The sequence below is a fragment of the Pseudoalteromonas sp. A3 genome, from assembly GCF_025942345.1.
Taxonomy (GTDB): Bacteria; Pseudomonadota; Gammaproteobacteria; order Enterobacterales; family Alteromonadaceae; genus Pseudoalteromonas; species Pseudoalteromonas atlantica.
The window spans coordinates 95,062-112,850 of sequence record NZ_JAPCKL010000002.1 but is presented as its reverse complement, the minus strand read 5'-3'; the positions used below and the strand labels follow the sequence as shown (position 1 = coordinate 112,850).

The window sequence follows — 17,789 nt, the reverse complement described above, 5'->3', positions numbered from 1 at the left end:
GTTTTTAATGCAGTCATCTTTAGAGATTAAAAATTGTGAGCTTTATCGTCAAAACCAGCAATTACTTAGCTTAAACGAGCAGGTAAAAGGCGGCGAAATACTCACTGTTATGGGGCCATCAGGCAGTGGTAAATCAAGTTTATTAAATTGGCTTACCGGCACATTACCCAGTGGTTTTAGCGCAAATGGCGAAGTGTGGCTTAACGGTAAAAATATTAATAACTTGCCCGCACATTTACGCCACATAGGCGTGCTTTATCAAGATGCGTTATTATTTTCGCATTTATCGGTAAGCGGTAACATTGCTTTTGCTATGCCTAAAGGTAATAAAAAACAGCGCCTTGAAAAAATAGAGCACGCCCTTGAACAAATAGGATTAAAAGGCATGGCTAATCGCCACCCCGACAACCTCTCTGGTGGGCAACAAGCACGCGTAGCTTTACTGCGTATGCTATTGAGCGAGCCAAAAGCCATTTTACTTGATGAGCCCTTTAGCAAGCTCGACACCCAATTAAGAGTAGATACGCGCGAGCTGGTATTTAGCCAAATACGCGAGCATAAATTGCCCGCTATTATGGTAACTCACGATCATAGCGATGCAGAGGCTGCAAACGGCAAACTGATCACCTTAAATTTAGCCAAGTAAACGCACAAAAAGCACAAGGCACCAAGCATGTTAGACAAATACATCACCCCAGTAATAAAGCCACTGTTAACTCCTGTTGTAGCGTTAATGCACAAACGCGGTATAACGCCCGACCAACTTACTGTGGCAGGCTTTTTAATAGGCCTATTAGCTGTGCCATTAATTGCGTATGAAATGTGGTACGCAGCGTTAACGGCTATTGCTTTAAATCGTATTTTAGATGGGCTAGATGGCGCATTGGCACGTCATGCAAATTTAAGTTCAAGCGCTGGCGGCTTTTTAGATATTACTCTCGACTTTTTATTCTATGCGGCAATTCCGCTTGGCTTTATTTTGGCAAACCCCGAGCAAAACGCCATTGCAGGTAGCATATTACTGGCCACCTTTATAGGCACTGGCTCAAGCTTTTTAGCCTTTGCCATAGCCGCCGAAAAATTTAAGCTCGAAAAACCCCAGTTTAAATACAAAAGCTTTTACTATTTAAATGGTTTAACCGAAGGCACAGAAACCATCGCGCTGTTTATTGCTTTTTGTATTTGGCCGCAGCACTTTGCCCTAATGGCGAGTATTTTTGCCACTGCGTGCGCTATTACTATTTTTACACGTATACATGGTGGGTATAACACGCTTAAACTCCAAGAAGCTGATGAGGTTAAACAAGCCAATGAGTAATGAAATTTGGTGGCGATTAGGGTTCTTTTTTAGCATTTTGGTTATTATGATGCTGCTAGAATCGCGTATGCCTGCCCGTAAATCGCCGATAAAAAGTACCACCCGGTGGTTGGCCAATTTTGGACTGGTGTTTGCAGCCTCTGTAATTGCTCGCTTAAGTGTGCCAATAGGCTTAACTGCCGTAGCGCTTTATACCCAAGAGCACGGCATTGGTTTATTTAATCAAATAGCCACACCAAATAGTGTTGCTATTATTTTAAGTATATTACTGCTTGATATAGTTATTTATTGGCAGCACCGGCTTTTTCATCAAGTGCCTATTTTGTGGCGTTTGCACCGTGTGCACCACGCCGATGCCCATGTAGATACCAGCACAGGTTTGCGTTTTCACCCTATCGAAATTGTACTCAGCATAGTTATAAAATTGATTGCCGTTACCGCTTTAGGTGTACCTGCTATTGCAGTATTAATATTTGAAATAGCACTTAATGGATTAGCGCTGTTTAACCACGCCAATATACGTTTACCCAATGCCATAGAAAAACCACTTCGGCTCATATTAATGACCCAAATACTGCACCGTATTCATCATAGCCAGCGCGTGAGCGAAACCAATTCAAACTATGGATTTAGCGTTATTTGGTGGGATAAACTGTTTGGTAGTTACAAAAATGAAGCGCAAAAAGCCGATAACGACATAGATATAGGCTTAAAAGAATACCCTAACCCGCAGCAAAACGCCTCGCTGTGGGGCTTGCTAATTATGCCGTTTAAACGTAAATAAGTTGCCATTTCAAGTGGCTACAATACTCTTAAAATAAACAATAAATTAATAAGGTAAATGCGTATTTAAATTTACACATTTACCTTATTAAACCCCGCCAAAGCCTTACTCCCTATAATTTAACCTTTACAAGCTAAGCGCTTTAAAGGGTTTACTAACCTATTGAATGCTATGCCACTTTCACTTTGTTTTTAACTCTCGTTTTTGTAAAAAAGCAAAATTACACGCCATATAGTTAGCCTAATGCAGTAAATCATCGCAATTAGCGCTAAATGCAATTGCTACAGGTCACTTTAATATTTACCAATTAAGTAAAATATTAATACATGTATTAAAAATGCAACATTACAAATAATGTAAGCTGTTAAATTTATTAGCGATTTAGTTAATAACTCCAATTGGTAAACTGGTCTTACCGTAAACTAAATGTAAATAAAACACACAAATATGTTGACCATTTACGTAGTGCGCAATATTATTTGTAAGCGCTTACAAAAACACATGATAAATGTAAGCGCTTACAAGAATAAATATAGTTCTTTTTAATAAGTTTAAACACACATTCTGACAACAATCTGTGAAACCGGGGTTCAGCTATGAACATTGAAAAAACACACATTGCTCGCTTACTGGCTGCTATTTCGTTAGCGTCTTTAGCTGGCTGTGGTGGCGACTCTGCCACAACATCTAATTTTGAAAATATCGACGCTTCTGAGCCAGTTTCAGATTGGCAACTAGTATGGAGCGACGAGTTTGAAGACTCAGCCATTGATACTAATAAGTGGAACTTTGAATCAAACTGCGATGGCGGTGGTAACAACGAAAAACAATGTTACACCGATAACGAAGAAAACGCCTTTATACAAGACGGTGTGTTAAACATTGTTGCCCTACCCGCGACAGAAGGCGCTGAAAAGCCCTACACTTCTGCGCGTTTAAATACCCGTTACAATGCTGATTTTACTTATGGCCGCTTTGAAGTACGTGCAAAGCTCCCTTCGGGGCAAGGCAGCTGGCCTGCGTTTTGGATGCTACCAACCGATGAAGAATACGGTACATGGCCACGCTCAGGCGAAATTGATGTTTTAGAATCAGTAAACCTAAAAACCGCTGACGAAGATGGCGGTGTTGAATCAAGCATTCATGGCACATTGCATTACGGCCGCGCTTGGCCAGATAACAGCTACACAGGCCAAGAGTACAAATTTCCTGAAGATAGCAACCCAGCAGATGACTTTCATACTTACGCAGTAGAGTGGCAAGAAGGTGAAATACGCTGGTACGTTGATGGCTACCTATATGCCACACAGCGCCAATCAGAAGTATTATATAATTCCAAAGGCGAAGCAGCAGGTTTGAAACATCGCGGTTGGTTTGCAGAGTATTTTGAACAAGGTTCTGGCGAGCTAGAAACTCATTGGGATAGCGCTCCTTACGATAAAGACTTTCACTTACTGTTAAATTTAGCAGTAGGCGGAGATTGGCCTGAAAACGTAAATGAGTTAGGCGTAGATGCCAGCGCATTTGAAAACGGCCAAACGTTTGCAATTGATTACGTACGTGTTTATCAATGTGCATCAAACCCAGATACCGGCAAAGGGTGTGAAACTATTCGCCCAGGTTACGATAGCCTAGACGATGCCCTGCTAGAGGGCGAAGCGCCTATTCCTAGCCCGCCATCTACAGGTATTGCTACACCGTTAACTATTTTTGGCGACAGCTTTAACCCTAACTGGCCAGCATGGGATTGTTGTGGTGGCTCAACACCTGCAATCGTAAGTGATGAAGAACAAGGCGACGCTGTTGAATTTACAATAGGTAGCGAGCCTACAGTGGTTGGCTTTATTAGCCGCGATGCATTTATTACTGACGAAAACGGCGCTGCAACGTCTTTTGATGCATCACCTATGCTAGAAGAAGGCTACGTACGCTTTAAAATGAAAGTAACCAGCGCACCAAGCGTGCCAGACACACCTTGGTTTGTAAAACTTGAAAGCACAGAAGCCTCAACCGATGCTGATATGCCGCTTACAAGTAGCGTTGAAGGCCAAGCACCTGTAGTAGGTGAGTGGCAAACCTATACGTTTTTACTTTCTGACCTTGCTGACTTAGATTTAGATATCAGCGCAATTGACGTACTTATGGTATTCCCTGAGTGGGGCACGGGCGAAGGCGCAACCTTTTTAATTGACGACGTTGAAATTACACAAGACAACCTAGGCGCATCACCAGAGCTAACTATTTTTGAAGATGAGCAAAACCTAGCATGGCCAATGTGGGATTGTTGTGGTGGCTCAACGCCTATCGAAGTGGTAGATGATGAAGCGCACGGTGTAACCGCTGAATTTAGTATTGGTGCAGAGCCTACAGTAATGGGCTTTAACAGCCGTACTGAAGTAGGTGGTGCAGGTGAGTCATTTGATGCAAGCAGCATTTTAGATGAAGGCGTTATACAGTTTGACTTAAAAGTAACGTCTACTCCTAGCGACCCGTCAACTGCGTGGTTATTTAAAGTAGAGGCAAATGGTGCAACTTCATTTGCAGAACTTGAACTAACGCAAAGTGTTGAAGGTGTAGCGCCAGTGACTGGCGAGTGGCAAACTTATACATTTAAGTTATCAGATCTCGCAGGTGCAGGCCTTGATGTAAGTGCAATTGATGTCCTTATGATTTTTCCGGCATGGGGCGCAGGTGAAGGCGCGGTTTACCGTGTAGATAATGTTAAAATTTACAACCCTAATGCAGCGCCCGTTGCCTCTGGTGAGCTAAACGTATTTACAGATACAGTCGCCGCTCAGTGGAGCATATGGGATTGCTGTGGTGGTTCAACACCTACTACAGAAACCGACGATGATCAGCACGGCGCAGTGGCTCAGTTTAGCATTGGTGCAACACCTACTGTAATGGGCTTTTTAGCCGATGAAGACGTATCGTTTGATGCATCAGCCCTGTTAGAAAATGGCGTTGTACAGTTTGATTTAAAAGTAATAACAGCACCTTCAAACGTGGATGCACAATGGTTATTTAAAATTGAATCAATTGGCGCTTCAAGCGCAGTAGAGCTGGCATTAACGCAAAGCAATGAAGGGCAAACACCTGTTACAGGCGAATGGCAAACATACACCTTCCCTATTCAGGAACTATTTGATGCGGGCTTAGATATTAGCGCTATAAACGTGCTCATGGTATTTCCTACGTGGGATATGGGCAACGGCGCATTATACCGCATAGATAACGTGATTATCGCGAATCCATAAAAACACACTACAATAGGCGCATGGCGCCTATTGCTACACAACAACATTTTATAAAGCAGAGCTATTATGAACACATTCAATTTTAAAAAGAGCCAACTCGCGGCTTCTGTGTCTCTTATCATTGCTGCAAGCACGTTAAATACGGCCATTGCTGCCGAGGCAGACACTGCAGCATCTCCTGATGTAGAAGTTATTGAAGTAAAAGGTATTCGTGGTTCACTTATTCGTTCTATGGATATGAAACGTGATTCATCGGGCGTAGTAGATGCCATTTCAGCAGAAGAAATGGGGAAATTTCCAGATACCAATTTAGCAGAATCATTACAACGCATTACCGGTGTATCGGTGAGCCGTGCAAACGGTGAAGGTAGCCAAATTACCGTACGTGGTTTTGGCCCAGAGTTTAACTTAATTACGTTAAACGGCCGCCAAATGCCAGGCACAGGTTATACGCGTTCGTACAACCTTGAAAACATTGCCTCAGAGGGCGTAAGTGCGCTAGAAGTATTTAAAACAGCGCGCGCCGATGTACCAAGCGGTGGTTTAGGTGCTACGGTAAACATTTCTACTGCGCGCCCTTTTCAAAAGCCAGGTCAAAATTTTTCAGCCACGGTTAAAGCAAATCACGACTCATCAAACGAAGCCGGTGATGATGTAACCCCAGAGCTTTCTGCTGTTTATAGCAACACATTTGCAGATGACAGATTTGGTTTTGGTTTTTCGTTTTCGCATCAAGAACGCGACTTTCAAAAACAACGCGCCAATATTCAAGGTTGGCAAGCCAATGTTGATTTACCTGAATTAGATAGCAGTAACGTTGTTGATAACCGTACTGACCCATCAGGTAACTACTACTTCCCTAAAGACATGAACTACTCTATTGAAGATGTAGAGCGTGAACGTACTAACGGCCAAGTTACTTTTCAATTTGAACCGGTTGATGGCTTTGTAGCCACACTTGATTACACAGCAAGTAAAGCGGTTACGGGCTCTGAAAGTATTGGTTGGGGTATTTGGAACGACTTTGGTAGCAATATTAATGGCTACGAGCTTGATGAAAACGGCACCGCTGTTTATGCCGATATTAGCGGAAACGATGCCTCGTTTACAGCTAACAAAGGCACCACAGAAGTAAAAGCACGCTCTATTGGTTTAAACCTAGAGTGGGAAATTAACGACACGTGGCACGTTGAACTTGATTACCATGACTCTAAAAATGAAACCGATAACGGCGCCGATGACGGGCTAGGCAGTACCGGCCAAGTTATTTTAGGCTCTGATCAGCTAGCAAACAAAATTTACGATTACCGCACAGGCGAAATTCCAAGTGCTCAAGTTAACTGGTTAAACGGCACAAGCGAATTAACGCCAGGCGAAATTGACTCTAACTTTAGCCAATTTACGCACTCGCCGGGTGAATCAAACATTGAGCAATTACAATTACATACCACTTGGTATAACGAAAACTTTGATATTGGCCTAGTTAAAGTAAAATTTGGTGCATCGCGCACTGAGCAAAACACCGGTGGTTACACTGCATGGAGTGGTTTAGTGGGTGGCCCTGGTTTTAACCCATCGTACACAGAGATATTCCCAGATAGCATGTTTACTCGCCACGATACGTCGGGCCTTTTAGATCAATTTGATGGTGGCGGCAGTAACTTACAACCAGGTTACTACTACACCTACGATTTTGACGAAGCAGTGGCTCGCCAAATGGCTTACCTAACTTCTGATGTAACCGGTGGCGATGCATACGCAGCCAATGCTTACATGGATGGTATTGATAGCGAAAGCTACGTAGAAGAAATTACAAACAGCTTTTATATTCAATCAAGCTGGGAGTTTGATGTAAGCGATTACTACGTAAAAGTAAACGCGGGCCTGCGCTACGAGCAAACAGATGTAACCAGCACAGTACGCCAACGTGTTGAAGAACAAGTAAACTGGATCAGCGCCTCAGAGTGGATAATGCAATATGCAGCCGGCGGCGATGATAACTTCTTAGAGCAGCAAGGCGATTACGACATATTATTACCGTCAATCGATGTAAGTGTTGATTTAACCGAAGACGTTGTAGCCCGCGTATCATGGGGTAAAACTATGTCGCGTGCACCACTGGGTGATTTAGCCGGTGGCCGTAGCTTAACAGGCAGCCCAAAACCTGGCTCGCGCACGGGTAGCCAAGGTAATACAAATTTATTGCCGTTTGAATCAACCAATCTCGACTTATCATTAGAGTATTACTACGCAGAAGGCAGCTACGCCTCTGTTGGTTACTTTAAAAAAGACGTAGATAACTTTATTCAAACCACCATTACGCAAACCACGATTGAAGGCCTATACGACATTTTAAACGGCCCGCGTTACTTACAAGCAGTTAGCGATATTGAATCGCGCGGCGAGCAAGCAACCACCGATGCTATTTTTGCGCAAATGATTAGCAATGGTTATGGTAATGCGAATGGCGTCATTGAGCCAAATAGCGATGACCCACTTATGGTATGGAACATAAGCCAACCACAAAACACCGACAGCAAATCGGTAGATGGTTTTGAAGTGGCTGTTCAGCACTTAATTGGCGAAACTGGTTTTGGTGTAGGTGTTAACGCCACGTTTGTAGATGGCGATGTAGAATTTGATAGCGAAAGCCTAGACCAACAAGCTCCGCTTACAGGTTTAAGTGACTCTGCTAACTTTCAAGGCTTTTACGAAAAAGACGGCATATCGGTTAAAATTACTTACGCATGGCGCGACTCGTACTTAATTGGTGTTGGCCAAGCACAAGGCTCAGCCGATGCGCCACCGCAATATGCTAAAGCCTACGGCCAATGGGATATGAGCGTAAACTACGATGTAAACGAAAACGTAACCGTATTTTTTGATGGCATAAACTTAAATAATGCCACCGAAGAAGGCTACGGCCGTTACGAAGAGCAGTTTTTATTTGCTAATCAGTACGGCCCACGCTACTCAATTGGTGCCCGTTACACGTTTTAAACTATTCCCTAGTTAGAATAGTTAAGCCGCTTGTTTTAACAAGCGGCTTTTTTTATAACGTTTTTATTTGCTCAAGCAATACATTAGTTGTCCAATCAATGCCGTTATACGCAATATCTGGCTTGTAGTAAGCCCCTGCTCCTCGCGCTCTGTTTACGTATACTTTGTTAGGTACAATCACTTTCCCCAACCCTGAAGGTAAATCAGCTAAGCGTACTTCCATATACATAGAATCAGCACTACTTGGCGCACCGAATAACGTTGTATTTTCAAAAAGCTTAAACTTATCAAGCGCATCTAAACAAGCACTGGCGCACTGCGGCGGAACAATAACAAACACCTTGGTTTTAAAGTCACTAGTTAAAGGCTTTTGTGGTATGTTATTTGGCGTATTAGTTTCTTGCTCTACATAAAATGGATCACCACTTTTAAGTGATAAAGCCATACCCGCAGCTGTGATTTTAAATATTTTCAATAATTCAGGCTGATTTTTTACAACCTCTAATAAAGACACTACATGGTCGGTATTATCCTTTGATGCTCTCCACCACACTTGCGTGTTTTGAGAAGTATTATTTACTTTTTGTTCTACTATTTTTTTGCCCCATAGTTCTTTGGCTATTTGTGAGCTCCAATAAGATGAGCCACCTTGGTTATGGCGCAAATCTAACACCACGGCTTTTGCAGTAAGTAACTTGCTACGCTGCTGTTGTATTTTTCAAACACTTTATTGTAGGCAGCAGTTTGCTTTTCGGTTGATGAAAAGCTAGGCATAGCAATCCACGCAATATTTTTTTCAGGCCAGGTTAAATCAATGGGGAGTTCATCACCGTTGTAGGCATTTTCTAAATGCTTACTGGCTGACTTAGGCCTTACAGACCAATTTAATACGTGTGTATAGGTATCGCCATTGGCTTTAACAAATTCGCATTCTTTTAAAGGAGTTAAAAATGGATTGCCCTCGTCAATGAGTAACCGCCAACCTTGCTGCCACCAATGGCCAGGTTGTGCAACTTCACCATGAAACTTAAACACTCTCTCACGTATTAAGGTCTCGGTGCTTTGCCCATCACATTGGCTTACAACGTCGCCTTTGCTAATATTTTTGTTTTCACTGTAATACACTTTTAGCGCATCACCTCGCCACACAGTTCTAAAGCCCGGCCAGCGGCGCGCGGGTCTATCTACGCTTGAAAACGCACCGGCGTGGCCATCTTGTAAAATAGTGCTAAAACGAGAAATTGCCGCTGCATGAACCTGCGGCCCACTCGCTTGAGCCGACAATGTAAGTGCTTCTGCTTTTGCTTTTTTTAATAAGTCAGGGAACGTTGGATTATTAACATCAAACATACCGGGATGATTATGTGCGGTAATGCTATATGCTGCCTCAATATCGCGCTCTGTTATACTGCGCCACTGCTCAGGTGTAGTAGGTATAATCGGCTCTTGTGCGGCATTTACAACTGCTGGTAGTAGGAATATTGGGAGCAATACATAATTGGTTATTTTTGTTTTTATAGTCATGAAAATCCATTTAAGCTAAAAATAAATTACTGGTACGTTATTGTTCATTAACAATACTAATAAAGCGATTTAAGGTACATAAGTAAATACATACCTGGCACCTAAGTTAAAAACTTAAGAATCGTCCAACCTTATTTAGTAGGTGAGCAATGTGTCTGATGCAGTAAAAAAGCCATGCCAATTAATTTTGGTGCTTGAAGGTAATCTTCGGCCGCTAAAAATTGTCCAATTAATCCCGGGGATTTCTTAACTTCATAATCAGTTGATCATAGTTTTCACTTTTCGGCACAATACTTAATTCACCATCGGCCTCGAAAACCACCGCCATAACTGTGCTTAAATCACCAAAACCGGCTTTTCGAACACTCGCTTCCACTTCGGTGCTGGTGAGTCGAGTGTCTTTCATAGCAGCCTCTATATATTCACCGTCGAAAAAGACTAATTGTGGAGAAGTTTTGACTACTTTGTCGAACGTCGAAAAATGGGCGCTGATCCAAGTGAGTAAATATTGTAAAAATAGGAGCAAGCTTACCGCGACTAAAACCTCAACTATAACCACGTCTTTCAATAAGATAGCAGAACCTAAGATGGAGCCTGCCGCAACCGTGATTATCCAGTCAAAGTTATTCATTTTAGCAAATGAGCGTTTACCCAATAAATGCGTCGCTAGGATTAAAAAGGGATAAATAATCAAGGTTGTGGTAACAATGCGCGCTATTTCACTCCACGATTCAAAAAACATATTTCCCTCTACTTAAGGTGCTGAATATACTAATAATCATATAAACTAAACAGCCACCTGAATCACACAAACTAGGCAGTCACCTTAATAAAACAAACAACACTGTGCAACTAAATCTGCCATACAGATTCAGGATTTATCTTTTATTAATGGGTCTCTTTACGGATGGTTTTTAATTTATGTCAGGACAGCAAATTATAATGGGACCCACTTTATTTAACCTCTTAGAATCTGGGCATCAAAAAGTGCAAAGTTTAAAATGGGTGTTTTGTGAATTCTGTTTGACGTATTCTTGCGATTGCCATAAAACACCCTGGTTGTTTTTTACACTAAATAAAGGCTAACCTTTAATTTCGAAAGGTGCAAATTTAGGATGGGTGTGGATTATTGTGCTTGGTAATTTATTTATCATCGCGTTCATACGAAAGCTGGTAGCGATCATGAATTCAATGGTGAGATATGGTGTCATCTGAAACCCTAAATTGGTTCAAAATTAGTTACTGACACCAAACTTACTTTTTAATTTATAACTCATCCCGCGAAAAATCAGTTATACTATCTCCGAACTGACTGATAGCTCTCTCCTTCAAAGGGTTTAGTAACAAGCGCAGCTCAATCAAATCATTGCCTACATCAGCAACCTCATCTGAGTCATCTGACGTTTCACATATTTTTGCCATTTCTTGTTCAAGTGCTATGAGACCCTCTAGCACGTATTTTAACTCTGATCCTGCAAGTTCAAGCTTGAACTGACTCATACAACCTTTCCTTCTTTCTTAAATACTCGGGATGCCTTTAGAGCCATTTCCTCAAGAAGTCCCTTGAACTTATCGACCGGCATATTCCGAGTGGGAGAAATACAGTAATGGTGTGGCTTATCCTGAACCATCTTCAATCCATGAGGCGGCTGGGTATTCGGTGGAAACCTCCAAACCCAACCAGTCATTGGTGCATTGTTTATACCTTCTATATCGAAAACGCTGATCCCTTTACCGTTTGCGATAATAACCTTAATCCCATTTACGGTTGTAACATCAACATCACGAGCTCGAACATTCGATAGACGAGGACTTGAAGCATTTCCGAGGCGGAAAAGCTCTTCGGGTAGGATGTAAAATTCTTTTGGGTACATAATGATCTCCATATCGTTGATAAAAAGTTAGTTACTCTCTCTGAGGCCTTTATCGTTTTATAGACCGTAAAAGTTTCATAAATTACAATGTACTTATCTTAGCCATCAAATAATCTTATGTAAATAACAAGCTAACTATGAATCAATTTTTGTAAAACTCATACCATACAACCGTTTTGTTAACGTATCTAATACGGCTGGTATTGTACTTATATATTACAATACGCTTAAAATAGTGTTGTGAGCACTGTGAATAAAAAAGCGCTGCAAATATGCAGCGCCCTCATTACTTAATGGTTGTTGTGTTTAAGTTTGCATTGCTTTATTAAAAAAAGCCGAGTGGATCTTCGCTATAGCTCACTAATAAATTTTTAGTTTGTTGGTAGTGATCGAGTGCTTGTTAGTATTTTATTTTGGTGTATATGGAGGAAGAACTTCACCACTAGTTAATACAACCACGGTATATATAAGTTCACTTTCCACTCCTCGCTCAGTTATATCGCTCGGCTTTGCAAGGTCAATTAAATAGTACCAGACAGTAGAGTTGACTGAATAACCTAAGCGGAGTTCCAACTCTATTAGTTGTAGCTCACCTTCAGCTTTGTAATACTCCTTAGCTCTGCTAACTGCCTCTTCTATTGTTAAGGCGGGGCTACCTAATCCATTCCAGTTTTTCTTGGGATCAAATTGGTTTCTCCAAAGTGTAAAATTTGCAGGTTTACCTCTTGAACGCGTGCCAATTAAATAAAAGAAATCTTCTCTTTTCTTCCCCTCTTTACTTTCTTTTTGAATTATCACTAATTCATCTTTTGCTTGCGCTATTGATGGGATTGAGATTGATAGCGTAAAGGCAATTAGAAGCAATAATTTTTTCATTTTATAATCCTTAAGTCGAATCATAGCAAAAATACTAACGCCGTTTTAAGCGGCAAATTGGAGTTAGCTAAAATAAGTGAGGCACGAACAAAAAGCCAACTGTAATTTGTCCGACTTGTAGGTTTATATTTGTGAAATTCAACCTATAATAGTTCATTCGCAATGCGAAGGCCCATAAACCTTTGCTGTATTTATTAATATCTCTTTAAGAGGAATTAATTGTGCACATTGAAAGTTAGAGCTACTTACACCAACAATCTGGAGGTTAATGCTAGTTAATAAGGGGCTAATATCATTAATCTTTGTACCATGCGCTGAAAACTCAATCAAAGATGTTTTATTCTTAAACGCACTTATATCAGAGATAGGATTGTAACTTATTCCAACATTCTCCAAATGAACTAGATTTTTAAATTTCGAAACACTAGTTAGTTTGTTCATCATGAGCCCTACAATCCTTAAATTTGACAGCTGTTCAATTCCAATAAGATTAATGAGGCCAGCTTTATTCGCTTGCAACTCTTGTAATGCTGTAAGTTTTTCAATGCCTTTTGTAGAAGTTAATTGTTTATTTCCAGCTATTGATAATATTTTTAAATTTGGCATAGACGGTATACTCTCTAGTGAAACCAAAGAGTTTCCCTGCAAATAAAGTGACTCTAAGCTATTTAGATCAGTTAAAGAGGTTAGCTCTGTAATGTTTTCATCTTGACATATTAGCTTTTTAATTTGGCTCCTTTTAGTTGTAAATTCATTTCTCATCGATGTATCTATGCACCTTGAAAGCGCTGATTCAGACTGTGATAATTTTTTACCTGTCACAAATACGGGGAAATGCTTCTCTAAATATCCGGTTTCAAAATATACAGCGAGTAATGCTCCTAAAATGTATAAAAACACAAACCCTTTAGTAAAAATTGGGGAGTAAATTCCTATAAGGAATGCTAGCGGAATAACTAATAAAAATGAGGGTAATGCCCAAAATTGAATAAATGTAAATATTCTATTATCTTCAAAGTTTCGTTCATTAAAAAGAGCTGAAACATGCTGCCCTATTTGCTGAGAACAAGTAGCTCTGTTGGGCATTAACACTCCCCCTTCAGCCACTTTTCCAAACTCTGACTCAACTACAGGCACATAGTGGGTTGTAGTATGTTCAGTTTCATCATCATAAACACGAATAAGTTTACAACTCGTTATTTGTGCCGAGACTATCTCTGAATTTAATATGAGACTTCCTCTGTTATATATAACACTAATTATAAGTAGAATAGATAACGCAATTAATGCTTTTATTATTTTTTTATTCGTGTTCATTTAAATTCCTTTTAAAGGCTAAATATACTTGTTTTACTTATGAGTGAGACATGTAGTGGTCAACTAATTTTGGCCACAGTTTTAGAATCTTGATATCTAACCTCAGATTCATTCGGCGCTAAACCAGCATTATAATGATGTGGTCTAACATTATTGTAATATCCGTTGATATAATCACTCACACTATATTTAGCGTCTCTAAAGTTTTCATATCCAACTTTTGGCATCCATTCCGTCTTAAAGCTTCTAAAAAATCGTTCCATTGGCGCATTATCCCAACAGTTTCCGCGCCTACTCATACTTTGTTTGATTTTATAGCGCCATAAACGTTGGCGATATTTCAAACTTGTATAATGACTACCTTGGTCTGAATGAAACATCAGTCCTGACGGTTTCCCTCTGCTTTCATACGCGAGTTCAAGCGCTTTTAATGTTAAATTAGTATCTGGTGAAAATGACATCGCCCAACCAACTACTTTGCGTGCAAATAAATCAATAACGACGGCTAAATAGGCCCAGCGATTGCCTGTCCAAATATACGTCACATCACCGCACCATACGGTATCTGGCTCAACAACATCAAACTGTCTATCGAGCAGGTTTGGGATTTCAAGATGCTCATTACCACCCCTTTTATATTGATGCTGTGGTACTTGGCAGCTCTCTAGTTTTAGTTTAACCATTAGCTTAGCGGCGCGATAACGGCTTAATTCAAAATCGTTATTCGTTGCGATTGCCGCGATCGTTCGCGCTCCAGCTGAACCACCGCCCATTGCATGTATGGCTTTGACTTCAGCTTCTAGCCTTATTTGCTCTGGTGTCGGCGTTGTATCCCGTATGGCCCAATATTTATAGCTGCTGCGATGCACATTAAATACGCTACACAACACGCTAATTGGGTAACGCTCTCTTTGATTTAACTTTTCAATTAACGAGAATTGTTCAGGGAGTCGGACATCAAGAGAGCGGTAGCCTTTTTTAATATATCCTTTTCTAATTCAATGCGTTGGATTTGTTTTTTAAGCTCACGAATTTCAATTTGTTCGGGTGTCATTGGTGATGCAGTGGGAGTCTGGCCATTCCGTTCTTGCTTTAATTGAGTTACCCACTTACTTACAGTTGATTTACCAACCCCCATAACCTTAGCTGCATCTTCTTGCGTATAGCCTTGATCAGCTACAAGCTGAGCTGTCTCTAATTTTATTGATGCAGAATACGTTGCGCGTTTTAATTTCGTCATTTTTTCACCCAAATTTGTATGCTTATTAGCATAACATTTCTTTCTTAATGGGTGGCCAAATTAACTATGCCACTACAACCCCAAAGTCCGAAGAAGACAAGGCATCAGTTATTGAATCCAGAGGCGTAACAGATAGAGAGAAAACCCCCTGGCTCCAGACAGTAATATCAGCATCATGCTGAAGATTTACTTGCAGCGGATAGGCAATATCTAGCCCTTCAACGGATGAAGCGACAAAAACTTTCGGCTTCAATTGTGACTCCTTAATTCGATGGGTTTATAACGCCCGCCTAACACGCAATGTGTTGGCATAGCTTTTTGCGTTGTTTGCCAAAAACATGACAACGTAACATTGTCGGAGTTTAGGCGCTTGTATGGATAATAACTCCATAAATTAATTATTATTCTAACCTAGTTCGGGTAATGTGAGGCCCAAGCTTTGGCTGCAACCAAAGCCTTTTATACAGTAGTTCGATTGAGCGTAGGCTCCTCTATTGAGAGACCGGTAACAAGTTAGAACGCTGTATAAACTCCAAGCATTAAACTCGGATAGTCAACGAGGCCTCGAGCCCGAATAGCAAGGCAGAGTCAGCTTATTATGAATACAAACAATAATCAAAATGAAATTAACGTCGGTGTCGATACAGGTAAAACACAACTCGATATTTATATCAGGCCTTTAGACATTTATTTTACTGTAGAAAATAACCAAAGTGGCATTAAACACGCCATTCAAATCTTAAAAAAACACCCAGTAACGCGTGTTACTATTGAGGCGACTGGTCGTCTTGAACAGCCTTTTATTATAGCCTGCGCTGAGGCGAATATTCCCTTCGTTGTTGCTAATCCCGTGAACATAAAACGCTTCGCAGGCGCTATCGGACAAAAAGCTAAAACTGATAAACTTGATGCACAACTTATCGCTCACTTTGGTGAAGCAATTAAACCGCCTTTATCATCTTTAAAGCCAGAGCAAATGCGCTTGATGAGTGATTTACTCTCGAGAAGACGCCAGTTAATGGATATGCAAACAATGGAGAAAAATCGTTCTCAAATAATGCCAAAAACACTATCATCACTCATAAAACCTATCTTAACTGCACTGAAAAACCAAATAGATAAAGTCGATTTAAAACTTCAAAAAATGATTGAGGAATGTGACGAATACAAAGCAAAAAATGCCATTATCCAAAGTGTGCCTGGTGTTGGCAATGTGGTCGCATTTAACTTGCTTAGTGATATGCCTGAGTTAGGTTATGTGAACAACAAAGAGGCAGCTTCTTTAGTGGGTGTAGCCCCATTTAATCGTGAAAGTGGTGTGTATCAAGGTAAGCGAATGATACGCGGCGGCCGACCTTAAATTAGAACTGCCATGTATATGGCAATGATGTCAGCCATTCAGTGCAATTCTAAATTTAAAGACCTTTATCAACGGATGGTCAAAGCAGGAAAGCCTAAAAAAGTAGCTATAATTGCGTGCATACGAAAGCTGGTAGTAATCATAAATTCAATGGTGCGAGATGGTGTCATGTGGGATCCTAAATTGGTTTAAAATTAGGAATTGACACCATAGTCACTTGTTATATAACCTTACTTTGTTTTATTTCTTGTTTCCATTAACGTGATACGAGCATTAACTTTTTTAATCGCATGATCAACATAATAATAAAGAACAAAAAATGCTGATATACCTGTTATTAAAGCGGCTGGTATAGGCGGAATAGTTAGAGTAAGGATGAGCGCGATTGTGGAAATTCCAATGACAATAAGCCATGTGTGGGTTGCACTGAAAAGTTTTCGATTTTGTTGCTCGATAATTTTTATACTTTGATCTATATCCATAAACACAAACTCCTTGGGGTATATAACTTTTAAATAAGGGGCGCAGGCGCGTGGGGCATAATGGCGAAGCCGCACCGCGTGTTTGCGTCCCAGCCCGCGTAGCGGGCGAACTTGATTTTTTTGTTATGTGACTTACCCAAAAAAACAAGCGTATTCATCATGATCTATAACGGCAAAGACTTGCTCAATAGTTTTTACATACATATTTGGCTCATAGCCATGCCATTTTAGATCTTGTCGCATCCAGAAAATTTTCCAATTACCTTGAGCGCGGATAAAAGTTGCTTTAGCCATATCTAGGTCATGATAATCATTTGGGCTGTTCCAAACAGGACGCGTTTCATATATATAAACTGATTGCTTCTCCAGCCGCCAACCAATATCTAACTCATTTCTAATATGCACTGGTGGCCTACGCTTATTTAAAAAAGCGTTGGCAGCTTTTTCTATCTTCTTTATTTCGAATTCACTTAAGGCCATAAAAGTTTAATTTTCCACCTGTCACATAACAACTTTGTCTACGACATTTGTCGTTTTATAAACCGACAAATGTCCCTATATTACGATGCTTTTATCTTAGCCAGCAAATAACCACCTGTAAACAACTAGTTAACTATAAAGAAATCTACGTTAATGCTGTAATGCACCTAAATGGGGGAGATCAGTAATATCCGACAATGCATAAATCACTGCACATTTTTAGAGCAACTTTTATAAAAAGTTAATATCGTAAAATCGTTTTTAACGCAGGTAATGA

General features: G+C 40.5%; 14 protein-coding genes and 2 pseudogenes. 6 read left to right on the top strand and 10 right to left on the bottom strand.

Annotated features, from left to right (window positions below):
- Positions 1-7: 7 nt before the first annotated feature.
- The 5 genes from OIZ54_RS03590 (at position 8) to OIZ54_RS03570 (ending at position 8,359) form a co-directional block, all read left to right on the top strand.
- Positions 8-646 carry an ATP-binding cassette domain-containing protein gene (locus OIZ54_RS03590; protein WP_264389745.1) on the top strand — a complete coding sequence of 213 codons (639 nt, stop codon included), beginning with the start codon at positions 8-10 and terminating at the stop codon, positions 644-646.
- Positions 647-673: 27 nt separating this feature from the next.
- Complete coding sequence (locus tag OIZ54_RS03585) at positions 674-1,318, top strand: CDP-alcohol phosphatidyltransferase family protein (RefSeq protein WP_264389744.1); 645 nt, start codon at positions 674-676, stop codon at positions 1,316-1,318.
- A complete protein-coding gene (locus OIZ54_RS03580; RefSeq protein WP_264389743.1) occupies positions 1,311-2,102 on the top strand; it encodes a sterol desaturase family protein in 792 nt (263 codons plus the stop codon). The genes OIZ54_RS03585 and OIZ54_RS03580 overlap by 8 nt, the downstream gene beginning before the upstream one ends.
- 596 nt (positions 2,103-2,698) lie before the next feature.
- Positions 2,699-5,359: a glycoside hydrolase family 16 protein gene (locus OIZ54_RS03575; RefSeq protein ID WP_264389742.1), complete on the top strand. Its 2,661-nt coding sequence runs from the start codon at positions 2,699-2,701 to the stop codon at positions 5,357-5,359.
- A 66-nt stretch (positions 5,360-5,425) separates the two neighbouring features.
- Positions 5,426-8,359, top strand: a complete 2,934-nt coding sequence (locus tag OIZ54_RS03570) for a TonB-dependent receptor (protein ID WP_264389741.1) — start codon at positions 5,426-5,428, stop codon at positions 8,357-8,359.
- 52 nt (positions 8,360-8,411) lie between these two features.
- On the opposite strand, the pseudogene OIZ54_RS20280 reads toward OIZ54_RS03570, so the two are convergent.
- The 8 genes and pseudogenes from OIZ54_RS20280 to OIZ54_RS03525 all read right to left on the bottom strand — a co-directional run bounded on the left by OIZ54_RS20280 (position 8,412) and on the right by OIZ54_RS03525 (position 15,443).
- A pseudogene (locus tag OIZ54_RS20280) lies at positions 8,412-9,883 on the bottom strand (S41 family peptidase).
- A gap of 229 nt (positions 9,884-10,112) precedes the next feature.
- On the bottom strand, positions 10,113-10,625 hold the full coding sequence (locus OIZ54_RS03555; protein ID WP_121638353.1) for a DUF421 domain-containing protein: 513 nt from the start codon (positions 10,623-10,625) through the stop codon (positions 10,113-10,115).
- 524 nt (positions 10,626-11,149) lie between these two features.
- Complete coding sequence (locus OIZ54_RS03550) at positions 11,150-11,383, bottom strand: hypothetical protein (protein WP_055014502.1); 234 nt, start codon at positions 11,381-11,383, stop codon at positions 11,150-11,152.
- Positions 11,380-11,757: a hypothetical protein gene (locus OIZ54_RS03545; RefSeq protein ID WP_055014503.1), complete on the bottom strand. Its 378-nt coding sequence runs from the start codon at positions 11,755-11,757 to the stop codon at positions 11,380-11,382. The genes OIZ54_RS03550 and OIZ54_RS03545 overlap by 4 nt, the downstream gene beginning before the upstream one ends.
- A gap of 408 nt (positions 11,758-12,165) precedes the next feature.
- The gene (locus OIZ54_RS03540; RefSeq protein WP_264389738.1) at positions 12,166-12,633 is read right to left on the bottom strand and encodes a hypothetical protein; all 468 of its coding nucleotides are present in this window, start codon (positions 12,631-12,633) and stop codon (positions 12,166-12,168) included.
- Between the two features lie 153 nt (positions 12,634-12,786).
- On the bottom strand, positions 12,787-13,950 hold the full coding sequence (locus OIZ54_RS03535; RefSeq protein ID WP_096042807.1) for a leucine-rich repeat domain-containing protein: 1,164 nt from the start codon (positions 13,948-13,950) through the stop codon (positions 12,787-12,789).
- Between the two features lie 59 nt (positions 13,951-14,009).
- Positions 14,010-15,190, bottom strand: a protein-coding gene (locus tag OIZ54_RS03530) for an IS3 family transposase (RefSeq protein ID WP_264389737.1) whose coding sequence is annotated in 2 segments (ribosomal slippage) — positions 14,010-14,932 and positions 14,932-15,190 — 1,182 coding nt in all. Because the reading frame shifts where the segments join, the coding sequence is not laid out codon by codon here.
- Positions 15,191-15,254: 64 nt separating this feature from the next.
- Positions 15,255-15,443, bottom strand: a complete 189-nt coding sequence (locus OIZ54_RS03525) for a TIR domain-containing protein (protein ID WP_218919329.1) — start codon at positions 15,441-15,443, stop codon at positions 15,255-15,257.
- 345 nt (positions 15,444-15,788) lie between these two features.
- Here OIZ54_RS03525 and OIZ54_RS03520 point away from each other — a divergent pair.
- Positions 15,789-16,742 (top strand): annotated as a pseudogene (locus tag OIZ54_RS03520) (IS110 family transposase).
- A gap of 38 nt (positions 16,743-16,780) precedes the next feature.
- On the opposite strand, the gene OIZ54_RS03515 reads toward OIZ54_RS03520, so the two are convergent.
- Positions 16,781-17,032, bottom strand: a complete 252-nt coding sequence (locus tag OIZ54_RS03515) for a hypothetical protein (RefSeq protein ID WP_096042806.1) — start codon at positions 17,030-17,032, stop codon at positions 16,781-16,783.
- Between the two features lie 132 nt (positions 17,033-17,164).
- Positions 17,165-17,512, bottom strand: coding sequence for a DUF3024 domain-containing protein (locus OIZ54_RS03510; protein WP_096042805.1), 348 nt, complete (start codon positions 17,510-17,512; stop codon positions 17,165-17,167).
- Positions 17,513-17,789: the final 277 nt, after the last annotated feature.